Source organism: Pseudomonas sp. NPDC090233, assembly GCF_044772285.1.
Lineage (GTDB): Bacteria > Pseudomonadota > Gammaproteobacteria > Pseudomonadales > Pseudomonadaceae > Aquipseudomonas.
On record NZ_JBIVYQ010000003.1, the window covers coordinates 58,436 to 82,976 of the forward strand.

A 24,541-nucleotide genomic window follows, 5' to 3' on the forward strand; every position below is an offset into this window, starting at 1 on the left:
ACGCGGGCGTTGTTGTTGCTCGAAAAGGAAAGCTCCCATGCTGCTGCGTCGCCTCTCCATTCAGTGGAAGATCACCTTGCTCGCGGGCTTGTGCCTGCTGGCCATCGTCGCCCTGCTGGTGGCGACCTCGCTGACCCAGGCGCAGCGCAGCGCAGCCCTGGTCAGCCAGGCCAACAGTGAAATGCTCGAACACAGCGCGCGCCTGCGCCTGCAGGCCCATGCCGAAACCCAGACCTTGCGCATCCAGCGCTATTTCATGGATGCCTACCAGTACGTCAATGGCTTCTCCCGCCTGGTGCAGGTGTTGAAGGCCCACGGCAGCAGCGATCTGCGCGCTGAGCTGACCCACGAAGCCCGTGCCAGCCTGGCTGGCAACCCGGACGTGATCGGGCTGTATCTGGTGTTCCAACCCAATGCACTGGACCACCAGGACAGCCAGTTCGTCGCCCAGGAAGCGGTCGGCAGCAACGACAGCGGGCGCTTCTCGCTGTACTGGTCGCAACCCAGCCCGGGCACCCTCGAACGCGAGGCCATGCCGGAGTCGATGCTCGCCGACGGCACCGTCGGCGCCAATGGTGTCGCGCAAAACCGCTGGCTGACCTGCCCCCAGGAAACCGCCAGAGCCTGCGTGGTGGAGCCGTACCTGGACGAAGTCAACGGCCGCCAGGTGCTGATGACCAGTATCGCCCTGCCCCTGCTGGAGAACGGCAAGGTGGTGGGCGTGGTGGGCTTGGATATCGGCCTGGACAACCTGCAACAGCTGAGCCTCGATGGACGCCAGGAACTCTTCGACGGCCAGGGCCAGGTGAGCATCGTCAGCAATAACGGGTTGCTCGCCGGCCACAGCCGTGACGCGGGCAAGCTGGGCAAGCCGCTGGGCAACGATGTCGCCCAGGGTTTGCTGCGCGTGGCCCGCCCCTTCGCGCCGATCCCTGGCGCAGCGCCCTGGCAGGTGATGCTGGAGCTGCCGGAAGCAGTACTGCAAGCACCCGCCGTGGCCCTTAACCAACGCCTGAATGAACACAACCAGAGCGCCAACCTGACCAGCCTCTTCATCGGGCTGGGCGCCGCAGTGCTTGGCCTGTTGCTGGTGTGGCTGACCGCACGCGGCGTAACCCGGCCAATCCTGGCCGTGGCTGCCCGCCTGGAAGACATCGCCAGCGGCGAAGGCGACCTGACCCGCCGCCTGGACTACGCGCGCCAGGACGAACTGGGCCAGCTGAGCGGCTGGTTCAACCGCTTCCTCGACAAACTGCAACCGGTGATCGCCCAGGTCAAAGGCTCGCTGCAGGAAGCCCGCGGCACCGCCGACCAGTCCGCCGCCATCGCCAGCCAGACCAGCGACGGCATGCAGCAGCAACAGCGCGAGATCGAGCAGGTGGCCACCGCCGCCAACGAGATGAGCGCCACTGCCCAGGACGTCGCCCACAACGCAGCGCAAGCGGCCCAGGCCGCACGCGGCGCCGACCAGGCCAGCCGCGAAGGCTTGCAGCTCATTGCCAGCACCCGCCAGGCCATCGACAACCTGGCGGCCGGGATGAACGCCGCGATGGACGAGGCACGCGCCCTGGAGCACCGCAGTGAGCAGATCGGCTCGGTGCTGGAGGTGATTCGCGCGATCGCCGAGCAAACCAATCTGCTGGCACTCAACGCCGCCATCGAAGCCGCCCGCGCCGGTGAAGCCGGGCGCGGCTTTGCCGTGGTTGCCGACGAGGTGCGCAGCTTGGCACAGCGTACTCAGGTGTCGGTGGAAGAGATTCGTCAGGTGATCGAAGGCTTGCAGCAAGGTACCCAGGACGTGGTCGGCGCCATGCACGAAGGCCAGCGTCAGGCCCAGGCCAGCGCTACCCGCATGGAACAGGCACTACCGGCTTTGCAACGGATTGGTGAAGCGGTGGCGGTGATCAGCGACATGAACCTGCAGATCGCTTCGGCGGCCGAAGAACAGAGCGCTGTGGCCGAGGAAGTGAACCGTAACGTGGCGGGTATTCGTGATGTGACAGAATCGCTGTCGGGCCAGGCGGATGAGTCGGCGCGGATCAGCCAGGCGTTGAACCGGTTGGCCAACCAGCAGCAAGCCTTGATGGAACAGTTTCGCGTATAGCCTGTAAGGACCTCTTCGCGGGCGGTACAGGCAATCCACCTTTTGAATGAGTTTTACCCATGGAAGCACCACACAAACAACGTTTCTTCGACATCACCAGCGAACAAGGCCTGCTACGCACCTCGATTGCCGTCACCCTGTTCATCGCCACCATCGGCATCGCTTTCGGCCTGGCCTCCGGCTCGTTCTCGATCATCTTCGACGGCGTCTACTCGCTGGTCGACGCCAGCATGAGCGGCCTGTCGCTGGTCGTGGTCAAGCTGATCACCTCCCACGCCACCAGCCTGCAGTTGTCACGCAAGCTGCGCGAGCGCTTCACCATGGGCTTCTGGCACCTGGAGCCGATGGTCCTGGCATTGAACGGCATCCTGCTCAGCGGCGTGGCCATCTACGCGCTGATCAATGCCGTCAGCAGCGTCCTGCAGGGCGGCAGACACCTGGAGTTCGGCATCGCCATGGTCTATGCCGTGCTGACGGTAATCGCCTGCGCCACTATCGCCGTGGTCGAGGCGCGCGCCAACCGCAAGCTGAACTCGGACTTCGTACGCATGGACGTCAAAGGCTGGGTGATGTCCGCCAGCATTACCGCAGCCCTGCTGATCGCCTTTTGCTTTGGCCTTGCCGTACAGGGCACGCAATGGGAATGGGTATCGCCGTACATCGACCCGGCAGTACTGGCGCTGGTGTGCCTGGTGATCATCCCGCTGCCGCTGTCGGTGGTGCGTCAGGCTCTGTCGGAAATCTTCCTGGTGACGCCTGGCGACCTCAAGCTGCATGTCGACACAGTCGCCGAACAGTTTGTCGCCAAGCACGGCCTGCAGTCCTACAAGGCCTATGTGGCCAAGGTCGGGCGCTCACGCGAGATCGAACTGTACTTCATCGTGCCCACCGACATGCCTGCCCGTTCGATTGCCGAATGGGATGCGCTGCGTGACGAGATTGGTGATGCCGTTGGCGGTGAGGGGCCGGATCGCTGGATCACCGTAGTGTTTACTGGCGATCCGGCTTGGGCGGAATGAGCTGAAGACTGGGCCTCCAGGCACCCTTGAACGACAAAGCCCGCGACCATTGCTGATCGCGGGCTTTGACTTACTGCGTATGGTGGGTCGTGTAGGATTCGAACCTACGACCAATTGGTTAAAAGCCAACTGCTCTACCAACTGAGCTAACGACCCATTTGATGGCGCGTATAATACTGATTTCTAACGAGAAATCAACACTCCATCAACCTTTTTTCAAAAGTAACGCGTCGGGTCTGCTACCCCGGCGGCCTTGAAGCCATCGGCACGCAGACGGCAGCTGTCGCACTTGCCGCAGGCACGACCCTCATCATCAGCCTGGTAGCAGGAAACAGTCAGGCTGTAGTCCACACCACGCGCCATGCCAGCCTGCACGATCTGTGCCTTGCTCAGGTTCTGCAACGGCGCCTGGATACGGAAGCCCTGCCCTTCGACGCCGGCCTTGGTCGCCAGATTGGCCATGCGCTCGAACGCTTCGACGAACTCAGGACGGCAATCCGGGTAGCCGGAATAATCCACGGCGTTAACGCCGATGAAGATGTCGCGCGCTTCCAGCACTTCTGCCCAGCCCAGGGCCAGCGAAAGGAACACAGTGTTACGAGCCGGCACATAGGTGACCGGGATGCCCTCGCCCGGCGTTTCCGGCACATCGATGCTGCTGTCGGTCAGTGCCGAGCCGCCAATGCCATCGAGATTCAGGCCAATGACCTTGTGCTCGACCACGCCCAGGTCGCGAGCGACGCGAGCGGCAGCATTCAGCTCGGCACGGTGGCGCTGGCCGTAGTCGAAGCTCATGGTGTAGCAGCTGTAGCCGTCGGCCTTGGCCATGGCTACCACGGTGGCCGAATCGAGGCCGCCAGACAACAGGATTACCGCGCGTTTCTCAGTCATGTGCTTTTACTCTCAATCAACGTCCGGGTTCGTCGTTCCACAGCAGCTTGTGCAACTGCAGCTGGAAACGCACGGGCAGGTTGTCGGCAACGATCCAGTCAGCCAGGTCGCTGGCGCTCACCTGGTGATGGCTTGGCGAGAACAACACCTCGCCAGCGCGCTCGGCCAGGTTGTACTGGATCAGCTTGGATACCGCCCAGTCGTAGTCCTCGCGCGAGCAGATGACGAACTTGACCTGGTCGTTGCGGGTCAGTTGCTCGATGTTTTCGTAGCGGTTGCGATGCGACTCTTCCGACCCCGGGGTCTTGAGGTCGACCACACGGCTGACGCGCACATCGGTGCCCGAGATATCGAGGGCACCACTGGTTTCCAGCGAAACCTCGTAACCGGCGTCGCACAGGCGTTGGAGCAGCGGCAAAGCATTCGGCTGGGCCAGCGGCTCACCACCGGTGACGCAGACATAGCGCGGCTTGAAGCCGGCCACCTGCTCCATGATCGAATCGAGGGTGCGAATAGTACCGCCCGTAAAGGCGTAGGCACTGTCGCAGTACTGGCAGCGCAGGGGGCAACCGGTGAGGCGCACGAAAACCGTGGGCAGCCCAGCCGTTCGCGTTTCACCCTGCAAAGAGTAAAAGACTTCGGTGATGCGTAATGTGTCTTGCATGATCGCCACGGGCGTGACAGCTAAACAGGCTGTCCGCCTCCGTCAGGCACTGTCGCGGACTCGACATGGCGTTATCCGCAGCAGCGTGGTTAAGAAAAAGGGCCGTAATTCTAACGAAAAAACCCGCGACAAGCGCGGGTTTCTTTCGAAGGGTGCAGCTTAAAGCTTCTGCAGGTCGCGTTGCGCCAGTTGCGCGGCAGAGGTGCCGGGGTACTGGGTGATGACCTGCTGCAGGATGCCCTTGACCTTGTCGGTGTGGCCCATGCGGCGCTCGACGTCGGCCAGCTTGTACAGCGAATCCGGCACCTTGCTGTGTTTCGGGTACTTCTGGCTGACCTGAGCGAAAGCCTGGCTGGCAGCAGGCAGGTCGCCTTTGGCCAGGTTCACTTCACCCAACCAGTACTGCGCGTTGCCGGCGTACTGGCTATTCGGGTACTTGCGCAGGAAGGCGTTGAACGCCTGGCTGGCCTTGTCGAAGTCCTTCTGCTTGATCTGGTCGAAAGCTGCGTCGTAGTAGAGCTTTTCTTTCGCCGGATCGCCCGGCTCGCTGTTGGCGGCCGGTTGTTGCGCAGCAGCGCCAGCGGCGCCTGCTGCTGCACCGGCGGCGGCATCGGATGCACCACCGGTGGAGGAATTATCGGGGGTCGCGGCAGGCGCGCCACCACTGTTGATGCGACGGTCCAGGTCCTGGTATCGCTCCAGGTTTTCCTGCTTCATGCGCGACACATCGTTTTGCAGCTCTTCGATGATGCCTTGCTGGCGGGAAAGCTGATCCTGCATCTGTTGCAGCTGCATGAACAGCTGGCCCTGTGCCGAGGCAGGGGTCGAAGCCCCTGCCCCGGCATAGGCGCCGCTCGTGCCATAACCCGAAGGTGGATAACCACCTGCGTTGTCATCTACTACAGGAACCGCAGCCCACGCTGAAAGCGGAAGGCTGAGTGCGAGGACGGTTACAACACGGCGGCACATTCGCATAGGAACTTACTTACGCAGTTCTACGCGACGGTTCTGAGCCCAGGACTGCTCGTCGTTGCCGGTGGCAACTGGACGCTCTTCGCCGTAGGAGACCAGTTCCAGCTGAGCAGGGGAAACGCCCTGCAGAACCAGGTAACGCTGAACGGCCTTGGCACGACGCTCACCCAGAGCCATGTTGTACTCGCGGGTGCCGCGCTCGTCGGTGTTGCCTTCCAGAACAACGCGGTTGCCGTTGGACTTCAGGTCCTTGGCGTGAACGTCCAGAGCGCGCATGGCTTCTGGCTTCAGGTCCGAGCTGTCGTATTCGAAGTAGAAGGTGGTGATTGCGCGCAGGGCGGCTTCTTCGCTCAGGGAACCGTCGACAGCGCCAGTGTTGGCACCGTAGCCAGCGTTCGGGTCAACAGCGCCTTCACCAGCATTGTCACCGCCCTTCGAGGAGCAACCTACAGCTACAGCCATGGCCAGAGCCAGCGCAGCAAATTTACCAAACTTCAGCATTTCCATCGTGAAACTCCTAATGAAACCCCAGTGTGTTAAGCAAAACGTATTACGCCGCAATCAGTTCAGGTAAGGGGACCAGGACGGTTCTCTGACTTCGCCTTGAGCGGTAGGAAGTGGGAGCCTCACGCGGCCATTAAGCGACACGAGCATCAAGACTCCCCGGCCCTGCTGGCGGGTGGCGTAGATTAGCATGGTGCCGTTAGGCGCAACAGTGGGAGACTCATCAAGACTTGTTTCGGAGAGAATCTTTACACTTCCGCGCTGCAAGTCCTGTGCCGCCACTTTAAAGTTGGTGAAACCCTGTTGACGGTGAATCATTACCAGGGTCTTTTCGTCCGCCGACAGTTTCGGGTTGGCGTTGTAGTTACCCACGAACGTCACACGCTCGGCACCACCGCCACTGACCGACTGTTTGTAGATCTGTGGCTTGCCGCCACGGTCAGAGGTGAAGTACAGGGTGTTGCCATCCTTGCCCCAAAACGGCTCGGTATTGATACCCGGGCCGGCAGTGACGCGGCTGATCTGGCGCGAGGCCACGTTCATCACATAGATGTCCGGGTTGCCGTCCTTGGACAGCACGAATGCCAGGCGCGAACCGTCAGGCGACCAGGCCGGTGCACCGTTCAGGCCCTCGAAGTTGGTGACCTGCTCGCGGCGACCGGTATCGATGTGCTGGACGAAGATGCGTGGGCGCTTCTGTTCGAACGAGACATAGGCGATACGCTTGCCATCCGGCGCGAAGCGCGGCGACAGGATCGGCTCGCGCGATTGCAGCAGGGTCACTGCGCGCGCACCGTCATAGTCGGAACGCTGCAGGGTGTAGCGGGTGTTGTTGGTCGAGAAGCGCTCGGCGGTCACGTACAACATGCGCGTGGAAAACGCACCTTTGATTCCGGTGAGCTTCTCGAACGACTGGTCAGCAATGTAGTGCGACATGTCGCGCAACTGGTCGGCGGTGCCCGCAACGCTGCCGGTCAGCACTTGCTGCTCGGTGGCGACGTTGAACAGTGCGTACTGCACCTGCAGACGGCCACCCGACGGGGTGATGCTGCCGACCATCACGTACTGGGCGCCCAGGGCTTTCCAGTCACGGAAGATCACTTCGCTGGCCTGGGAGGGCTGACTGATCATGTTCTGCCGCGGGATGGGCGCGTAGTAGCCGGAGTTACGCAGGTCGTTGCCGATGATATCGGCCATGTCTTCCGGCAGCACGCTGCCACCCTGCAGACCGAACGGCACTACCGCGATGGGCGTGGCCCGATCGCTGCCGCTGGTGACCAGGATGTTCTTTTCCTCTGCCATGGCCATGCCTGCCACGCAGCACAGCATGACCAGCATTCCTCGAAGGAGTGTAATCACAACGCAAGATCCTCAGGAGTAAATGTCATCTTGAACGAACGATAACGGTTGAAATCGCTCGGCTTCATGCCCTGCATTTCGGTCAATCGACCGATGTTCTTCATTGCTGCCACCGCCGAACTGTCAAACGGGCCGTCGCCACTGGAGCGCAACACGCTGACGTTGGTGATGGTGCCATCCGGCAGCATGTTGACCTGCAGGACTACCGTCATGCCTTTACGCGCAGAAGGTGGACGCGCCCAGCCTTCGGCTGCACGCATACGGATCAGGTCGTCGAAGTCGCCGGCCACCTGGTCACCTTGCTCGTCGGCCAGCGCCTGCTGCCGCTCGGTGGTATCGGACAACAGCTCGGCCAGGGCCTGGGCTTTCTTGTCTTCAGCCGCCTTGCGGGCCGCGTCCTGGGCCTTTTTCTTCTGGGCATCCGCAGCGGCCTTTTTCTTGGCCTCTTCAGCTGCCTTCTTCTTCGCATCCTCGGCCGCCGCTTTCTTCTTGGCGTCCTCGGCTGCTTTCTTCTTCGCCTCTTCGGCTGCCTTTTTCTTGGCATCCTCGGCGGCTTGTTTCTTGGCTTCTTCCTCGGCCTGCTTCTTGGCCTCTTCTTCAGCCTTCTTCTTGGCGATGTCGGCCTGCTGCTTCTCAGCGGCTTTCTTCGCTTCGTCGGCCTTCTTGGCTTCTGCGGCTTTCTTGGCTTCGGACGCCTTGGCGGCTTCCTCGGCCTTCTTCGCCTCGGCGGCTTCACGCGCCTCCTCGGCCTTTTGAGCGGCATCGGCTTTCTTTTGTTCCGCAGCCTTCACGGCTTCCTGCTCGACCTTCTTCTGCTCAAGCTGCTCGACTTCGGTCTGGCGCGAGGCGGTTTTCTTCGCTTCCCCGGCAATCTTCTGATTGGTCTGGGTGGTCGCCTGGCTCTTGGACTTGAGCTGATACAGGGTAGCCTGAACGATCGGCTTGGAAGGCGGCAATTCTGGCGTCATGGCAAAACTGACGAACAGCAGTGCGAACACCAGTACATGCAGGCCGATGGCCCAGACACTGGGCCAGAAGTAGCTTTCCGAGGCGGATGGCTCTCGCTGTTGCATCAGGGCGCCTCGGTAATCAGGCCAACGTTACCGACACCGGCCTTCTGCAACCCGCCCATGGCGCCCATGACGGCGCCGTAGTCGACAGCCTTGTCGCCACGAATGAAGACCTGGGTCTGCTTGCCCTGGTCACGACCGGCGGCAATGATCTTGGTCACTGCACTGGTCATGTCCGGCAAGGTCATGGCCTTGTCCATCTGCTTGTCGGTATCGACTTCGCTGCCGAGGTTCCAGTAATAGGTTTTGTCGGCCTTGATGGAGATGGTGAGGATCTGGACGTTGTTGTCCTGCGGCAAGGCTTCGCTGGAAACCTTGGGCAGGTCGACCTTCACGCCCTGGTTGAGCATGGGGGCCGTCACCATGAAGATAACCAGCAGCACCAGCATCACGTCGATGTAGGGCACCACGTTCATCTCGGCGACCGGCTTGCGTTTGTGGCGAACTCGGGCCATGGGCTTCTACCTGATTACTCTTCGCTGGTGTGCACTTTACGGTGCAGGATCGCCTGGAACTCGTCGGCGAAGGTGTAGTAACGACCGATCAGCACTTCGCTGCGTGCGGCGAAACGGTTGTAGGCGATGACCGCCGGGATTGCCGCGAACAGGCCGATGGCAGTGGCGATCAGTGCTTCGGCAATACCCGGGGCAACGGTGGCCAGGGTCGCCTGCTGGGCGCTGGCCAGGCCGCGGAAGGAGTTCATGATCCCCCACACGGTACCGAACAGGCCGATGTACGGGCTGGTCGAGCCAACGGTGGCGAGGAACGGCAGGCTCTGTTCGAGCTTCTCTTCTTCACGCGAAATGGCCACGCGCATGGCCCGGCCGACGCCTTCCATGACCGCGTCCGGGTCTACACCCGGCTGCTGGCGCAGGCGCGAGAATTCCTTGAAGCCGGCACGGAAGACCTGCTCCACGCCCGAATCCGGGTCCGGGTTGCTGCCTGCCTGACGGTACAGCTTGGACAGGTCGATGCCCGACCAGAAGCGCTCCTCGAAGGCATCCAGCGCACGACGACCGGCGCGCAGCATGGTGCTGCGCTGGAAGATCATGATCCATGAAGTGACCGAGGCGGCCACCAGGGTCAGCATTACCAGCTGTACCACCACGCTGGCATTGCTGACCAGACTCCACATGGAGGTATGGTCGACGACGTTAGCTTCCACGCTTATTCTCCTGCATTCGATTGAGTACCCGAGCCGTCCGCCACAAAAGCGTCGCGCAGCTGGGAAGGTATGGCTCGGGGTTTGAAAGTGTCGGCGCGCACGGCGGCCACCAGGAACTGCCCTTCGCAGAGCAGCGTTTCATCCTTTTCCCGCCAGACCTGCTGTACGAAACGCAGGCTGGCGCGATTGAGTTCAAGCACGTGCGCGGTCACCCGCAGCTCATCGTCCAACCGCGCCGGCGCGTGATAGCGCGCCTCGCTGGAATGGACCACGAACAGCAGGTTTTCACCGGCCAGCTGCTGCTGGGAAAAACCCAGGTGACGCAACCGCTCGGTACGCGCGCGCTCCATGAATTTCAGGTAGTTGACGTAATACACCACGCCGCCGGCATCGGTATCTTCGTAATAGACGCGACAACGGTGTGCGAAAGGTTCCAGGCCATTTTGCGCGCGCATACTCTAGTGCTTACTCCTCAGCTTGCCAATCCGCTGCGGCAACTGTTTTTTCTTCATTAATGTCTTATTGCCAGCAACCATAGGGCATGCCAGCGGTAGGACCACGAAATGTCGGTTTTGATCTGTCATTCATCGCCTGCTTCGGAAAAATCTGACACCTCGCCCAGGCGACCGGGAATGTTCAGCCCAAAGTGCAGGTAGGCATGCCGGGTGACCACGCGCCCGCGCGGGGTGCGCATGATGTAGCCCTGCTGGATCAGGTAGGGTTCAAGCACGTCCTCGATGGTATGGCGCTCTTCGCTGATCGCCGCCGCCAGGTTGTCCACGCCCACCGGGCCACCGTCGAACTTCTCGATCATGGTCAGCAGCAGACGACGGTCGGAATGGTCGAAACCACGCTCGTCCACGTCCAGCAGGTTGAGTGCCAGGTCGGCCACGGCCTTGGTGATCTGCCCCTTGCCGCGCACTTCGGCATAGTCACGTACACGGCGCAGCAGGCGATTGGCGATGCGCGGCGTGCCACGGGCGCGGCGAGCGATCTCGTAGGCGCCCTGGTCTTCGATGACCAGCCCCAGAATGTTCGCAGAACGGCTGACGATGGTCGCCAGGTCTTTGTCGCTGTAGAACTCGAGGCGCTGGACGATGCCGAAGCGGTCGCGCAGCGGGTTGGTGAGCATGCCGGCGCGGGTGGTGGCGCCCACCAGAGTGAAAGGCGGCAGGTCGAGCTTGATCGAGCGGGCCGCAGGGCCTTCGCCGATCATGATGTCGAGCTGAAAGTCCTCCATGGCCGGATACAGCACCTCTTCGACGACCGGTGAGAGGCGGTGAATCTCGTCGATGAACAGCACGTCATGCGGTTCGAGGTTGGTCAGCATCGCCGCCAGGTCGCCCGGACGTTCGAGAATCGGCCCCGAGGTGCTCTTGACCGAGACCCCCATTTCCTGGGCGATGATGTTGGCCAGGGTGGTCTTGCCCAGCCCGGGCGGGCCGAAGATCAGGGTGTGGTCGAGCGATTCGTTGCGACCGCGGGCAGCCTGGATGAACAGCGCCATCTGCTCGCGCACCACCGGCTGGCCGATGTACTCGTCCAGGCGCAGCGGGCGGATCGCACGATCCTGCACTTCTTCACGGTCACGGCCACTGGCGGCGATCAGGCGGTCGGCTTCGATCACTTGGTAATCATCCCTTTAAGGCTGCGACGGATCAGCTCTTCACTGCTCAGGCCGGCCTTGTCATTGATCGCGGCAATCGCCTTGCTCGCCTCCTGCGGCTTGTAGCCCAGGGAGACCAGCGCGCTGACGGCATCGGCCTCAGCCGTGGATTCACTGGCCACGGGCAGCGGGCCGTCGGACACCAGGGTGAACATGGCGGGGGACGTTTCCCAGGCCTTGAAGCGGTCCTTGAGCTCGACCAGCAGGCGTTCGGCGGTTTTCTTGCCAACGCCAGGCACACGCACCAGGACCGAGGTGTCCTGTGCCTGCACGCAGCGTATCAGTTCGTCCACTTCCAGGCCGGACATCAGCGCCAGCGCCAGCTTCGGGCCCACGCCGTTGAGGCGGATCAGCTCGCGGAACAGCTCGCGCTCGCGCTTTTCGGCAAAACCGTAGAGCAGGTGGGCGTCTTCGCGCACCACCAGATGGGTGTGCACGGTTACCGGCTCGCCAACCTTGGGCAGGCGATACAGGGTGGTCATGGGCACTTCCAGCTCGTAGCCCACGCCATTGACGTCGATAATCAGGTGCGGCGGTTGCTTTTCCGCCAGGGTACCGCGCAAACGTCCAATCACGTTCCGATCCTTCCTCTCGGGGAGCCGGTCGAAGACCGCTCAACCCTATCAGCAAATGCGTCGGGTGAACGTCTCACCCGGACAAAATGTGTATCAGCGCATGAAGCGCCTACAGACGCAAGCGCCCGCCACGCCGACGGGCCGTGGACAGGCCATGCGGCACCAGGCTTGAGCGGGTATGGGCATGACACAGGGCGATGGCCAGGGCGTCGGAGGCGTCGATCTGCGGCTTTTGCGTCAGTTTCAGCAAGTGCATGACCATCAGCATCACCTGCTCCTTGTTCGCCCCGCCAGTACCGGCAACCGCCTGCTTTACCTGGGTCGCGCTGTATTCGGCGATTTCCAGGCCGGCTTCGGCGGCGGCAACGATGGCGGCGCCACGCGCCTGGCCGAGCTTGAGTGCCGAGTCGGCGTTGCGGGCCATGAACACGCGCTCGATGCCCATGGTCACGGGGCCATGCTGGGCAATGATCTCACTGACACCCCGAAAAACGATCTGCAAGCGCTCATGCAACTCACCGCTGCCGGTGCGGATACAACCCGACGCCACGTACTCGCAACCACGGGCGGTCTGGCGCACAACGCCGTAACCGGTGATGCGCGAGCCGGGGTCGATACCAAGAATCAGAGTCATAGAGCCTGTCGTAAAGAAATTACATGTGTGCAAACTGTGCCGGCCCTTTCGCGGGTAAACCCGCTCCCACAGGATTGCATATAACCTGTGGGAGCGGGTTTACCCGCGAAAGGGCCGGTACAAACAAAGGAAAGCTCAAGCCTGACAAGAAAGTCAGAAAACCTTAGCCGAGTTTTTCCATGATCTCGTCGGAAATCTGCGCATTGGAATAGACGTTCTGCACGTCATCCAGGTCTTCGAGCATGTCGATCAGCTTGAGGACCTTTTCCGCGCCCTCCTGATCCAGTTCGGCACTGGTGGTCGGCTGCATGACGATTTCCGCGTCGGCGGCCTTGAAGCCCGCCTCTTCCAACGCATTACGCACCGCGTAGAAACTGTTGAACGAGGTGAAGACTTCGAACGAGCCATCTTCGTTGGCCACCACGTCGTCGGCATCGGCTTCCATGGCAGCTTCCATCAGGGCATCTTCATCGACACCCGGCGCGAAGCTGATCTGCCCCTTGCGCTCGAACAGGTAGGCCACCGAACCATCGGTGCCGAGGTTGCCGCCACACTTGGTGAAGGCATGGCGCACGGCGGCGGCGGTGCGGTTGCGGTTGTCGGTCATGGCCTCGACCATGATCGCCACGCCACCCGGGCCATAACCTTCGTAGCTGAGCTCTTCGACGTTGTCGCTTTCATTGGTGCCGGCACCACGGGCCACGGCGCGATCGATGATATCGCGGCTCATGTTGGCGCCCAGGGCCTTGTCCAGCGCCAGACGCAGACGCGGGTTGGAAGCCGGATCGCCGCCACCCTGCTTGGCCGCGACGGTCAGCTCACGGATCCACTTGGTGAAGATCTTGCCTCTCTTGGCATCCTGGCGCTCTTTGCGGTGCTTGATGTTCGCCCACTTGGAATGACCAGCCATAACAACTCCAAATCCTTGAAACACAAACAGTTACGCCCCAAACGGGGCGCAACGACAAAATTTCTGCGCCGTAACGCAAAGGCGCATCCATTTGGATGCGCCCGGGGTCCGCTTACTCGACCTTGGTCTGTTCGCGCAGACGAATGTGCAGCTCGCGCAGGGCCTTGGCGTCGACCAGGCCAGGCGCCTGGGTCATGACGCACGCGGCGCTCTGGGTTTTCGGGAAGGCGATCACTTCACGGATCGACTGGGCGCCGGTCATCAGCATGACCAGGCGATCCAGGCCGAAGGCCAGGCCACCGTGAGGCGGTGCACCGAACTTCAGGGCGTCGAGCAGGAAGCCGAACTTCTCTTCCTGTTCAGCCGCTTCGATACCCAGCAGACGGAACACCGCCTGTTGCATCTCTTTACGGTGAATACGGATCGAACCGCCACCCAGTTCGGTGCCGTTCAGCACCATGTCGTAGGCACGCGACAGCGCGGTAGCCGGGTTGGCTTCGAGCTCTTCAGGGCTGCACTTCGGCGCGGTGAACGGGTGGTGCAGCGCGGTGAAGCTGCCGTCTTCGTTCTCTTCGAACATCGGGAAGTCGACGACCCACATCGGTGCCCACTCGCAGGTCAGCAGCTCGAAGTCGTGGCCCAGACGAATACGCAGCGCGCCCAGCGCTTCGCTGACCACCTTGAACTTGTCGGCACCGAAGAACACGATGTCGCCGTCAACGGCGCCAACGCGGTCGAGGATGTTGTTGAGGTTGGCCTCTGGGATGTTCTTGACGATCGGCGACTGCAGGCCTTCAACGCCCTTGGCACGCTCGTTGACCTTGATGTACGCCAGGCCCTTGGCACCGTAGATGCCGACGAACTTGGTGTACTCGTCGATCTTGCTGCGCGGCATGCTGGCGCCGCCTGGCAGGCGCAGCGCGGTGACGCGGCACTTCGGATCGTTGGCGGGGCCTGCGAACACCTTGAACTCGACATCTTTCAGCTGGTCGGCAACGTCGACCAGCTCCAGCGGGTTACGCAGGTCTGGCTTGTCGGAACCATAGCGGCGCATGGCTTCTTCGAAGGTCATGTGCGGGAATTCGCCGAACTCCAGGTCCAGGACTTCCTTGAACAGCTTGCGGATCATGCTCTCGGTCAGGCCCATGATCTCGGACTCATCGAGGAAGCTGGTCTCGATGTCGATCTGGGTGAACTCCGGCTGGCGGTCAGCACGCAGGTCTTCGTCACGGAAGCATTTGGCGATCTGGTAGTAGCGGTCGAAGCCGGCGACCATCAGCAGCTGCTTGAACAGCTGAGGCGACTGCGGCAGGGCGAAGAAGCTGCCCGCGTGGGTGCGGCTCGGCACCAGGTAGTCGCGCGCGCCTTCCGGGGTGGCACGGGTGAGGATCGGCGTTTCGACGTCGAGGAAGCCGTTTTCGTCGAGGAAGCGACGGATGCTGCTGGTGATGCGCGAACGCAGGCGCAGCTTGTCGGCCATTTCCGGGCGACGCAGGTCGATGAAGCGGTAGCGCAGGCGGGTTTCTTCGCCAACGTCGGAATATTCGTTCAACGGGAACGGTGGAGTTTCAGCTTCGTTGAGCACGGTCAACTGGTAGCCGAGGATCTCGATGGCACCGGAGGCCATGTTGGCGTTCACCGCACCTTCTGGGCGCTTGCGAACCTTACCGGTGACCTGCACCACGTATTCGCTGCGCACGCGGTCGGCGGCGGCGAAGGTTTCGGCGCGGTCCGGGTCGAACACGACCTGGGCCATGCCTTCGCGGTCACGGATATCGAGGAAGATCACCCCGCCGTGGTCGCGGCGACGATGGACCCAGCCGCAAAGGGTGACTTCCTGGCCGTCCAGGCTCTCGTTCAGTTGGCCGCAATAATGGCTGCGCATCATGATGGTGGTTTCGCTTCTCGTGATTCGTGTATTCGGTGGAGGCCTTGGCCGCCCCAGGGGGCTAATACTGCAAGACCCGGCTACTGCAATTCAACTCAGTCGGCCTTGTCGCCGCCTGCCAGATTCTTTTTTGCCCCGGTCTTGAAGTCGGTTTCGTACCAGCCGCTACCGCTCAGGCGAAAACCGGGAACCGACAGCAGCTTCTTCAATGCCGGCGCCTGGCAGGCCGGGCACTCGGTCAACGGCGCGGCGCTGATCTTCTGCAACGCTTCCATCCGGTGATCGCAGGATGCACATTGATAGTCATAAAGGGGCATGGGTGTCTCTCGTCAACCATAACGCTGGCTGCCAGGGGCAGCAAAAAGCGGGATTATATATGGTTAACAGGCACTGCGCAGCCCGCCTGGCGATCAGCGCGCGCCGGATGGTTGCTGCAACCAGGCCACACAGATCACCCGGATCAGGCCACTGAAGTTGCGCACGCCGCCCTGACGCAAGTGTACCTCGCGATCGACGTAGGAAAGCACGGTACTGACCGAACATTCATTGACCTCGGCGATGCGCTCGAGGATACCCCAATAAACCGCTTCCAGGCGCAAACAGGTTGAAAAACCGTTGAGCCGGACCGACCGCGATACTGGCCGAATTTGCTTCATGTCGAAATCTGCCTTGAACGGATCGATACCTTGCTTGGCAGGACACCCTCCCAGATTTCCTACACGCTTGCTCCCTTGCATCATTCACTCCATTGCCTCACCACAGGTTGTGCTCCCTGCGCCCAGCGAAGGCTTGGACACAGGAACCAGTGGCTCAATGAAGCGCTTACAGCCCGCCACAAAGCAGCGGTAAACCCTTCCCGCACAACGGAAAAAGCCCGTACGAGCAGGGCTCGGCCGGGCTTTCAGGCATGCTTCGGATTACTTTTCTTCAAGCAGCACTCGTAGCATCCAGGCCGTTTTTTCGTGCACCTGCATCCGCTGGGTGAGCAGGTCGGCGGTCGGCTCGTCACTGACCCTGTCCACATCCGGGAAGATACTGCGCGCGGTACGCACCACGGCCTCCTGCCCCTGGACAAGCTGGCGGATCATTTCATCCGCCGCCGGCACACCCGCCTCCTCCTTGATTGAGGAATGTTCCGCATAAAAGGCATAGGACCCCGGCGCAGGGAAGCCCAAGGCGCGTATCCGCTCGGCAATCGAGTCGACCGCCAGGGCCAGTTCGTTGTATTGCTCTTCGAACATCAGGTGCAGGGTGCGGAACGAAGGACCCGTCACGTTCCAGTGAAAGTTATGGGTTTTCAGATACAGCACATAGGTATCCGACAACAGGCGGGAAAGCCCTTCGACGATGGACTTGCGATCTACTTCGCTGATACCGATATCGATTGCCATGAAGTTCCCCTTTTCCATATGGCTTGATGATCAAGCGGGCCTTCACACTGTATCAACACTTCGCGCAGCGTGCCCATGATACAGGGCAACCGATCGCCACCAGGCAGCCTCAATTTGAGAAGGCCCGGCCTTTGCTGTTAAATAGGCACCGTGCCACCCGTGCGGACTGTCATTGCCGGGTGCATAGGCTGGCCCAACACGTTTTCGCGCGCTCTACCTCATGCGCACCGTGCTGCCAGCTCTTCCTGTGATCAGCTTTATCAACTGCGAGCCAACCCATGTTCAAAATCGTCCATCTGGTGACGGGCGCTGCGGCTTTGCTGCTATCGCTCATGCCCAGCCTGAAAACCGATGCAATACCCTTCCTGCAGCAACCCGACGCGGTCTACCTGGCACTGCTCGGCCTGCTTAACCTGCTGCTGGCACCGGTCGTGCCCCTCTATTACCGAGGCGCGCGCCAACAGCTGCAACACCTGGCCTGTGCCTTGCTGGTAGTGGCGGTGGTCCTGCAGACGCTGACCCTGCTGGCCCGCCCGGAAATGGGCAACCTGGCAGCACTGGTTTGTGCCGCACTCGCCATTGTTCTGCATCTAGCCGCGGGCTTTGCCCGCAGCCCTCGCAAATCCAGGCCCAGCCAAGGCGCCCCCCTGGAGACCGGCAAGCGCGATACCGGCACCGTCAAGTGGTTCAATACGTCCAAAGGCTTTGGTTTCATTTCCCGCGACTCGGGTGACGATATCTTCGTCCACTTCCGCGCCATTCGCGGCGAAGGCCACCGCATCCTGGTCGAAGGCCAGCGCGTGGAATTTTCGGTAATGCACCGTGACAAGGGCCTGCAGGCCGAAGACGTGGTCGCGGTCAACCGCCGCTGACCCTCTGCAGCCCTGGGGCAACCCCAGGGCTGTCGCCACTCAATAATGAGGGGGCGGCGCTTCCTCACCTTCGCTGCCGTACTGGCCGACCATTTCCTCGTAGCGCTTGATCAGCTCGGCCATCTGCAACTGCAGGCGATCGATCACTCGTCCCTGCTCGACCACCACGTCGTTCAACTCCTGGATGATGTCGTCCTGGAAGGCCTGACGGGTTTCCAGCTCGATGATGCGCGATTCCACTGACATTCAGGCCTCCTGATATTCGCTGAGCAGCGCACGCAGGCGCAGGCGAATGGCGTCGACCTGCCCTGGAGCATACTCGACAGCGGGCACCTTGCCCCAGACCGGCGCCGGCCAGGCGGCATCGCCGTGCCGACGAACGATGACATGCATGTGCATCTGGCTGACAACGTTACCCAGCGTGGCAACATTCATTTTGTCTGCCTTGAACTCACGCTTCAGCGCCTCAGCCAGATAGGTGGTTTCTTTCCAAAACTGCGCTTGGTCATCCTGATTCAGGTCGAACAACTCGCTCACACCTGCGCGCTTGGGCACCAGGATGAACCAGGGGTAGTTGGCATCCTTGCTAAGCAGCAGACGGCACAGCGGAAAGTCCCCAAGCACCAGAGAATCCTGCTGCAGACGCGAATCCATCTCAAACACTACAAACCTCCAACCAATTGAATCGAATCCGGCCGATGCGGGATATCGCGCAAGGATACCGCGCTTCGCCAGCGACGGCATGCAACCGCTGCCCAACTGCACACTTTAAGTTCATGAAAATCCGCTACCTGCACAGTTACGGTAACACCCCGCTACTTTTCGCACCAAAATGAGGCCGCAAACGAACACATCACTACGCTTCTACACACACAAATGACTCAGCATGAACAGTTGCCGGTAACACATTGACTTTTATGGCAGGTTTTGGAATTGGAAGCCTGGCAACCGCCAACGTGGCTCCAGACAGACGCCACCCCATGTTTTCGGGACCTTTCGACCTGTGGCAGCAACATTTGTGAAAATTTCATGAACCGTTGTTAATTTTGAGCACGCTTGTTGCATTCCTATCACACCAAGTCGGCACGACATCTGCATCAAGCGATGGACGCGACAAATAACAACAGCCGCTTTGGATACACCAGGGAGTTTCCCTAACCGGAACCTGTAGTTACAGAATCATTACGGTGACAGGAACAGCGCTGGCGTTGTACGCCCCGGAAAACCGGGACGTGATTTGCGACATGGAAATACCTGAAAGCGACATGGCCATAAAGTTCCCGAAAGGTTGTTTATGCCCATATCGCCAACAACAGTCAGCGTGCTATACATTTCCGCCGACATAACAAGAAAGAGCTGCCCCATATAACTAAAACACTTGGGCGCAGCGGTACTCTTCCTAAAAAACCAAAGGAGCAAATCACGATGCGCGTGATGAAGTGGAGCTTGATCGCCCTGGCCGTTTCGGCAGGCACCTCGCAATTGGCCTTCGCCTCTGCACAGGACGAATCCAAGGGTTTCATCGAAGACAGCCAGCTGAACGTCAAAACTCGCATGCTGTACTTCAGCCGTGACTTCCGTAACAACCCTTCTGGCACCCAGAGCCGCGTGGAAGAAACCGGCCTCGGCTTCCTCGGCACCTTCGAATCGGGCTTCACCCAAGGCACCGTAGGCTTCGGTGTCGACGCCATCGGCATGCTCGGCCTGAAACTGGACAGCGGCAAGGGCCGCGCCGGTACCGGCCTGTTCCCGGAAGGCTCCGACGGGCGTTCGCAGGATGACTACTCCTCGGGCGGCGGTGCAGTAAAACTGCGCATCTCCAACACCGTCTTGAAATACGGCAGCCAGTTCACCGCGCTGCCAGTCTTCGCCACGGACGACAGCCGACTGCTGCCGGAAGTTGCCGAAGGTGGTCTGATCACCAGCAATGAAATCGAAGGCCTGACCCTGCACGCGGGTCACTTCACCGCCATGAAAGCACAGGCCGAAACCGACCGTGACAGCCTGCACCTGACCCAGGCGGACATCCTCGGTGGCACCTATGCCATCACCGACAGCCTCAGCACCAGCCTGTACTACTCCAAAGTAGAAGACTACTGGCGCAAGTACTACGGCAACATCAACTGGGCTCTGCCGATCTCCGACAAACAAGGCCTGGTGTTCGACTTCAACATCTATGACACCAAGAGCGAAGGCAGCGCACTCTACACAGCGTACGATGGCGACAAGCTTGACAACACCGCCTTCAGCCTGTCGGCTGCCTGGAACATCGGCGCCCACACCTTCACCGTCGTGCATCAGCGCGTTCACGGCGATGGCGACTACGGTTACGGCGTCGACGGTGGCGGCACCGTCTTCCTGGGTAACTCGGTAGCCCGTTCCGACTTCAACGCCGAAGACGAAAAATCCTGGCAGGCACGCTACGACCTGAACTTCGCCGAGTTCGGCGTACCCGGCCTGACCTTCATGACCCGCTACGTGCGCGGTACCGACGCCAATGTCGCCGGCACCAGCAACGGCAAGGAATGGGAACGCGACGTCGACATCAAGTACGTACTGCAAGAAGGCCCTGCCAAGGACCTCAGCTTCCGCGTACGCCAGGCCACCTACCGTTCTTCCGATGGCGTCTACTACGGTTCGAGCTCGATCGACGAACTGCGCCTGATCGTCGAATACCCGCTGAGCATCCTGTAAGCCTCGCTTATAGTGCCCCGCACCTGAAAAAGCCCGGCACGCTTGCCGGGCTTTTTCTTGGCTGACAATTGCCACGCCCTGGGGCATCCTGTACGCCTTCGTTTCGCCCCCGTACAATGCGGGGTCATTTCAATGTCTTAGGCAATCGACACGGCTAACCATGCGCACCAGTCAATATTTGCTCGCCACCCAGAAAGAAACCCCTGCCGACGCAGTGGTCATCAGCCATCAGCTCATGCTGCGTGCCGGCATGATCCGCAAGCTGGCCTCCGGCCTGTACACCTGGCTGCCGATGGGCCTGCGGGTAATGCGCAAGGTCGAAGCCGTGGTGCGCGAGGAAATGAACGCCGCCGGTGCCCTGGAAGTGCTGATGCCCAGCATCCAACCTGCCGAGCTGTGGCAGGAATCCGGTCGCTGGGAACAGTATGGCCCGGAGCTGCTGCGCCTGAAGGACCGCCACCAGCGCGACTTCTGCGTCGGCCCGACCCACGAAGAAGTCATCACCGACCTGGCCCGCAACGAGCTGTCCAGCTATAAACAGCTGCCGCTCAACCTGTACCAGATCCAGACCAAATTCCGTGACGAGATCCGCCCGCGCTTCGGCCTGATGCGTGGCCGCGAATTCATCATGAAGGACGCCTACTCCTTCCATGCCGACCAGGCTTCCCTGCAGGAAACCTACGACCGCATGCACCAGGCGTACTCCAACATCTTTACCCGCCTGGGCCTGGATTTCCGCCCAGTGCAGGCCGACACCGGCTCCATCGGTGGCAGCTACTCGCATGAATTCCACGTGCTGGCCTCGTCCGGCGAAGACGACGTGATCTTCAGCGACAGCTCTGACTACGCCGCCAACATCGAGAAAGCCGAGGCCATTCCGCGCGAAACCGTGCGTCCAGCGCCAACCGAAGAGCTGCGCCTGGTCGACACGCCAGAGGCCAAGACCATCGCCCAGCTGGTGGAGAATCACGGCCTGGCGATCGAGAAGACCGTCAAGACCCTGATCGTGCGTGGCGCCGAAGAAGGCAAGCTGATTGCCCTGATCGTTCGTGGCGACCATGAGCTGAACGAAATCAAGGCCACCAAGCTCGAGCAGGTTGCCGAGCCACTGGTCATGGCCACCGAAGCCGAACTGCGCGACGCGATTGGCGCTGGCGCCGGCTCCCTGGGCCCGCTCAACCTGCCACTGGAAATCATCATCGACCGCTCGGTTGCCCTGATGAGCGACTTCGGCATCGGTGCCAACATCGACGACAAGCACTACTTCGGCGTCAACTGGGAGCGCGATCTGCCAGTTCCTCAGGTTGCCGACCTGCGCAACGTCGTCGAAGGCGACCCAAGCCCGGATGGCCAGGGCACCCTGGTGATCAAGCGCGGCATCGAAGTCGGGCACATCTTCCAGCTCGGCACCAAGTACAGCGAGGCGCTCAAATGTCAGGTACTGGGCGAAAACGGTAAGCCGGTCGTGTTGTCCATGGGCTGCTATGGCATCGGTGTGTCCCGCGTGGTCGCCGCCGCCATCGAGCAGAGCTATGACGACAAGGGCATCATCTGGAACGACGCCCTGGCGCCCTTCCAGATCGCACTGGTACCGCTGCGCTACGAAACCGACGTGGTGCGCGAAGCCACCGACAAGCTGTACGCCGAACTGACAGCCGCCGGCTTCGAAGTGCTGCTGGACGACCGTGACAAGAAGACCAGCCCAGGCATCAAGTTTGCCGACATGGAGCTGATTGGCATTCCGCACCGCATCGTGGTCAGCGACCGTGGCCTGGCCGACGGCAACCTGGAATACAAGCACCGCACCGAACAGGATGCCCAAGCGCTGCCACTCAATGAAGTGCTGACCTTCCTGCAGGCCCGCGTTCGCCGCTGATAAACAATGCACGAGTGATCATGTCCAAGCGAAGTACCTTTACCCTGGGGGGCGCCGCACTGTGCGGCGCCCTGTTCCTTAGCGGCTGCGCCAACCAGATGTCCCAGCGCAGCGAGCATGAGGAGCGCGTCGAGCGCAAGCTGCTCGAACACACCCTGCAGATCGATGTCGGCGAGCCGAAGGTGATGGAGCTGCCGCAGCGGCGTGTGCGCGTGCATGAACAGAAGCGCTTCGAAGTCACCGAGTTCGAAGTGACCCGCCGTTACGACCGCTACACACCATACCAACCGTGGCGGGAGGTTTACGAGATCCCGCTGGGCGCAGTGGCCGTGGTGGCCGGCGTCGGCGCCAACGTGGTCAACGTCTTCGCTCTGGGCAACCTGCCGGACAGCGTGACCCACGACTGGCTCAGCTACGGTGTGGCCGGGCTCAACCCGTTCATGAACGTGCAGTCCAACGGTCGCGCCCAGCAGAATCTGGCCGGGATCAGTGAAGTGCAGAAGGACAAGCGGGAAGAGTTCACCAGCCTGCCCTGGAGCGAACGTTTGGTCGAAGTCAAGGCCGGCAAGATGACTCACGAGCTGACCACTGACAGAAACGGCGTGCTGCGCCTGAACCTGCTCGACAGCCCGTTCTCTGAACAGCACCTGAACCATGTCGGTACCCTGCACCTGCAGGTGGTCGACGAAGACAATGCGGTACGCGGCGATGCCAGCCTGCTGGTCAGCGCGACCCTGCGTAACAAGCTGCGTGAAGCCCATGAGCTGATTTTCGATGACCTCGAAGATGACGATGTCGGCCAATGGGTACACCGGGTCAAGCGCCTGTCGGAGCTGGGCCTGGAAGAAGAAGCCAGCGAGATGGAACAGAGCCTGATCGAGCTGACCCGCAACGACCCGGAGCTTCAGCAGGAGTTTCTGCAAGCGTTGACCAAGGCAACTGGCCGATTGGTGGCTGATCCAGGCGTGCACTAATAAAGAGGGGCCGCATTGCGGTCCCTTCTTATTTATCCGCAAAAAGCTCCAGCTGCTCATGCGCCCCGCGCAGATCGCGCAGCCTCACCCCTACCCCGAGCAAGCGCACCGGTTTGCCGCCTCGCGCAAATGCCTGCTTCAGCAGATGCTGGTAGCTTTCCAAGTCCCTGCCCGCCCCCGCCTGCTCCAGGGTGGTCTGGCTGAAATCGTGAAACTTGACCTTGACGAAAGGTTTGTCCGGCCGATAGCTGCTGTCCATGCGCGCGATCCGCTCATTCAGACTGTCGAGCAGTTCAGGCAAGCGCTCAAGGCAACTGGCCAGATCCGGAAGGTCGGTATCGTAAGTGTTTTCCACGCTCACCGATTGCCTGCGGCTGTCATTGTGCACCGCTCGCTCGTCGATGCCCCGCGCCAGCCCCCACAACCGCTCGCCAAAACTGCCGAACTCGCGCACCAGCGCCAGCCGCGACCAGTCGCGCAGGTCCAGGCAGGTGTCGATACCCAGCCGGGCGAGCTTGTCGGCCGTCACCTTGCCCACACCATGCAGCCTGGCGACTGGCAACGCCGAGACAAAGGCCTCCACTTGGTCTGGAGTAACCACGAAAATGCCATTGGGCTTACGCCAGTCACTGGCGATCTTGGCCAGGAACTTGTTCGGCGCCACCCCGGCCGAGACCGTGATATGCAGGGTACGGGCCACCCGCCGGCGGATATCTTCGGCAATGCGCGTGGCGCTGCCGGCAAACCATTGGCTGTCGCTCACGTCCAGGTAGGCTTCATCCAGCGATAACGGCTCGATCAGCTCGGTGTAATCACGGAAGATGCTGTGGATCTCACGCGAAGCCTCGCGGTAGGCCTCGAAACGCGGCTTGACGATCAGCAGGTCGGGGCAGAGCTTGAGCGCATGCCGGGACGACATGGCGGAACGTACCCCATAGGCACGCGCTTCATAATTGCAGGTAGCGATCACCCCCCGATGCTCCGGGGAGCCGCCCACGGCCATGGGGCGGCCGGCAAGACGCGGGTCGTCACGCATCTCGATCGCGGCGTAGAAGCAATCGCAGTCGATATGGATGATCTTGCGCAAGGACATGGATGACCGTGAGTACTGTAGATTCATACAGATAGTAACGCATGCACCTGCTGTGAGACAGCCACCGGCTTAGGCTGCTCGACAATTGGCCTGAAAGCCCCGGCCTACCTGAGCTGCATGGCTTATTTCGCCGCTAAGGGTTTGAACGAAAAAGGTTTTTTAAGAGGAATTGCTTGACACTGGATAGGAAATCCGTAGAATTCGATCTCACAGGCGCGGG

At 61.1% G+C, this 24,541-nt stretch carries 26 protein-coding genes, 1 tRNA gene and 1 pseudogene; 7 read left to right on the plus strand and 21 right to left on the minus strand.

What is annotated here, in order from left to right:
- Positions 1 to 256: 256 nt before the first annotated feature.
- From ACIQUF_RS08335 to ACIQUF_RS08345, 3 genes and pseudogenes are all read left to right on the plus strand, one after another.
- A pseudogene (locus ACIQUF_RS08335) lies at positions 257 to 1,246 on the plus strand (HAMP domain-containing protein); the annotation flags it as partial.
- Positions 1,247 to 1,348: 102 nt separating this feature from the next.
- Complete coding sequence (locus ACIQUF_RS08340) at positions 1,349 to 2,104, plus strand: methyl-accepting chemotaxis protein (RefSeq protein WP_403131378.1); 756 nt, start codon at positions 1,349 to 1,351, stop codon at positions 2,102 to 2,104.
- Positions 2,105 to 2,163: 59 nt separating this feature from the next.
- Positions 2,164 to 3,123 carry a cation diffusion facilitator family transporter gene (locus tag ACIQUF_RS08345; protein WP_403130480.1) on the plus strand — a complete coding sequence of 320 codons (960 nt, stop codon included), beginning with the start codon at positions 2,164 to 2,166 and terminating at the stop codon, positions 3,121 to 3,123.
- Positions 3,124 to 3,203: 80 nt separating this feature from the next.
- On the opposite strand, the gene ACIQUF_RS08350 is transcribed toward ACIQUF_RS08345, so the two are convergent.
- From ACIQUF_RS08350 to ACIQUF_RS08435, 18 genes are all read right to left on the minus strand, one after another.
- Positions 3,204 to 3,279: transfer RNA gene (locus tag ACIQUF_RS08350), tRNA-Lys, on the minus strand.
- 60 nt (positions 3,280 to 3,339) lie between these two features.
- Positions 3,340 to 4,014, minus strand: a complete 675-nt coding sequence (gene queC / locus ACIQUF_RS08355; RefSeq protein WP_403130482.1) for a 7-cyano-7-deazaguanine synthase QueC — start codon at positions 4,012 to 4,014, stop codon at positions 3,340 to 3,342.
- Positions 4,015 to 4,030: 16 nt separating this feature from the next.
- Positions 4,031 to 4,678, minus strand: coding sequence for a 7-carboxy-7-deazaguanine synthase QueE (gene queE / locus ACIQUF_RS08360; protein ID WP_403130485.1), 648 nt, complete (start codon positions 4,676 to 4,678; stop codon positions 4,031 to 4,033).
- Between the two features lie 159 nt (positions 4,679 to 4,837).
- Entirely contained in the window at positions 4,838 to 5,653 is an 816-nt protein-coding gene (ybgF, locus tag ACIQUF_RS08365; protein ID WP_403130487.1) for a tol-pal system protein YbgF, read from the minus strand.
- Positions 5,654 to 5,659: 6 nt separating this feature from the next.
- A complete protein-coding gene (gene pal, locus ACIQUF_RS08370) occupies positions 5,660 to 6,157 on the minus strand; it encodes a peptidoglycan-associated lipoprotein Pal (protein ID WP_008090230.1) in 498 nt (165 codons plus the stop codon).
- 54 nt (positions 6,158 to 6,211) lie between these two features.
- Positions 6,212 to 7,513, minus strand: a complete 1,302-nt coding sequence (gene tolB, locus ACIQUF_RS08375; RefSeq protein ID WP_403130490.1) for a Tol-Pal system beta propeller repeat protein TolB — start codon at positions 7,511 to 7,513, stop codon at positions 6,212 to 6,214.
- Entirely contained in the window at positions 7,510 to 8,586 is a 1,077-nt protein-coding gene (tolA, locus tag ACIQUF_RS08380; RefSeq protein ID WP_403130492.1) for a cell envelope integrity protein TolA, read from the minus strand. Before tolA ends, tolB begins: the two co-directional genes overlap by 4 nt.
- Positions 8,586 to 9,038: a protein TolR gene (gene tolR, locus ACIQUF_RS08385; RefSeq protein WP_008090221.1), complete on the minus strand. Its 453-nt coding sequence runs from the start codon at positions 9,036 to 9,038 to the stop codon at positions 8,586 to 8,588. Before tolR ends, tolA begins: the two co-directional genes overlap by 1 nt.
- 14 nt (positions 9,039 to 9,052) lie before the next feature.
- Entirely contained in the window at positions 9,053 to 9,748 is a 696-nt protein-coding gene (gene tolQ / locus ACIQUF_RS08390) for a protein TolQ (protein WP_010952367.1), read from the minus strand.
- Between the two features lie 2 nt (positions 9,749 to 9,750).
- The gene (ybgC, locus tag ACIQUF_RS08395; RefSeq protein WP_403130495.1) at positions 9,751 to 10,203 is read right to left on the minus strand and encodes a tol-pal system-associated acyl-CoA thioesterase; all 453 of its coding nucleotides are present in this window, start codon (positions 10,201 to 10,203) and stop codon (positions 9,751 to 9,753) included.
- Between the two features lie 125 nt (positions 10,204 to 10,328).
- Entirely contained in the window at positions 10,329 to 11,375 is a 1,047-nt protein-coding gene (gene ruvB / locus ACIQUF_RS08400; RefSeq protein ID WP_403130498.1) for a Holliday junction branch migration DNA helicase RuvB, read from the minus strand.
- Positions 11,372 to 11,989 (minus strand): Holliday junction branch migration protein RuvA, encoded by a 618-nt coding sequence (gene ruvA / locus ACIQUF_RS08405; protein ID WP_403130501.1) that lies wholly within the window; start codon positions 11,987 to 11,989, stop codon positions 11,372 to 11,374. Before ruvA ends, ruvB begins: the two co-directional genes overlap by 4 nt.
- 109 nt (positions 11,990 to 12,098) lie before the next feature.
- Positions 12,099 to 12,623, minus strand: a complete 525-nt coding sequence (ruvC, locus tag ACIQUF_RS08410; protein WP_403130503.1) for a crossover junction endodeoxyribonuclease RuvC — start codon at positions 12,621 to 12,623, stop codon at positions 12,099 to 12,101.
- A 163-nt stretch (positions 12,624 to 12,786) separates the two neighbouring features.
- The gene (locus ACIQUF_RS08415; RefSeq protein WP_012315821.1) at positions 12,787 to 13,533 is read right to left on the minus strand and encodes a YebC/PmpR family DNA-binding transcriptional regulator; all 747 of its coding nucleotides are present in this window, start codon (positions 13,531 to 13,533) and stop codon (positions 12,787 to 12,789) included.
- Between the two features lie 112 nt (positions 13,534 to 13,645).
- A complete protein-coding gene (gene aspS / locus ACIQUF_RS08420; protein ID WP_403130505.1) occupies positions 13,646 to 15,421 on the minus strand; it encodes an aspartate--tRNA ligase in 1,776 nt (591 codons plus the stop codon).
- Between the two features lie 95 nt (positions 15,422 to 15,516).
- On the minus strand, positions 15,517 to 15,738 hold the full coding sequence (locus ACIQUF_RS08425) for an FmdB family zinc ribbon protein (protein WP_403130507.1): 222 nt from the start codon (positions 15,736 to 15,738) through the stop codon (positions 15,517 to 15,519).
- A 93-nt stretch (positions 15,739 to 15,831) separates the two neighbouring features.
- Entirely contained in the window at positions 15,832 to 16,161 is a 330-nt protein-coding gene (locus ACIQUF_RS08430; protein ID WP_403130508.1) for a ribbon-helix-helix domain-containing protein, read from the minus strand.
- A gap of 177 nt (positions 16,162 to 16,338) precedes the next feature.
- Positions 16,339 to 16,812 carry a Dps family protein gene (locus tag ACIQUF_RS08435; protein WP_403130511.1) on the minus strand — a complete coding sequence of 158 codons (474 nt, stop codon included), beginning with the start codon at positions 16,810 to 16,812 and terminating at the stop codon, positions 16,339 to 16,341.
- Between the two features lie 278 nt (positions 16,813 to 17,090).
- On the opposite strand from ACIQUF_RS08435, the gene ACIQUF_RS08440 reads away from it, so the two are divergent.
- Positions 17,091 to 17,684, plus strand: coding sequence for a cold shock domain-containing protein membrane protein (locus ACIQUF_RS08440; RefSeq protein WP_403130512.1), 594 nt, complete (start codon positions 17,091 to 17,093; stop codon positions 17,682 to 17,684).
- A 39-nt stretch (positions 17,685 to 17,723) separates the two neighbouring features.
- Here ACIQUF_RS08440 and ACIQUF_RS08445 read toward each other — a convergent pair whose 3' ends face one another.
- Both ACIQUF_RS08445 and ACIQUF_RS08450 read right to left on the minus strand, forming a co-directional pair.
- Positions 17,724 to 17,930, minus strand: a complete 207-nt coding sequence (locus ACIQUF_RS08445; RefSeq protein ID WP_403130514.1) for a SlyX family protein — start codon at positions 17,928 to 17,930, stop codon at positions 17,724 to 17,726.
- Positions 17,931 to 18,347: an HIT family protein gene (locus ACIQUF_RS08450; RefSeq protein WP_403131379.1), complete on the minus strand. Its 417-nt coding sequence runs from the start codon at positions 18,345 to 18,347 to the stop codon at positions 17,931 to 17,933.
- A 762-nt stretch (positions 18,348 to 19,109) separates the two neighbouring features.
- On the opposite strand from ACIQUF_RS08450, the gene ACIQUF_RS08455 reads away from it, so the two are divergent.
- The 3 genes from ACIQUF_RS08455 (at position 19,110) to ACIQUF_RS08465 (ending at position 23,228) form a co-directional block, all read left to right on the plus strand.
- A complete protein-coding gene (locus tag ACIQUF_RS08455; protein ID WP_403130516.1) occupies positions 19,110 to 20,378 on the plus strand; it encodes an OprD family porin in 1,269 nt (422 codons plus the stop codon).
- A gap of 160 nt (positions 20,379 to 20,538) precedes the next feature.
- Positions 20,539 to 22,254 (plus strand): proline--tRNA ligase, encoded by a 1,716-nt coding sequence (locus ACIQUF_RS08460; RefSeq protein ID WP_403130518.1) that lies wholly within the window; start codon positions 20,539 to 20,541, stop codon positions 22,252 to 22,254.
- Positions 22,255 to 22,274: 20 nt separating this feature from the next.
- Positions 22,275 to 23,228, plus strand: coding sequence for a hypothetical protein (locus ACIQUF_RS08465; RefSeq protein ID WP_403130520.1), 954 nt, complete (start codon positions 22,275 to 22,277; stop codon positions 23,226 to 23,228).
- Positions 23,229 to 23,256: 28 nt separating this feature from the next.
- Here the strand turns inward: ACIQUF_RS08465 and dinB are convergent, their stop codons facing one another.
- Positions 23,257 to 24,315 (minus strand): DNA polymerase IV, encoded by a 1,059-nt coding sequence (gene dinB / locus ACIQUF_RS08470; protein WP_403131381.1) that lies wholly within the window; start codon positions 24,313 to 24,315, stop codon positions 23,257 to 23,259.
- Positions 24,316 to 24,541 lie beyond the last annotated feature (226 nt).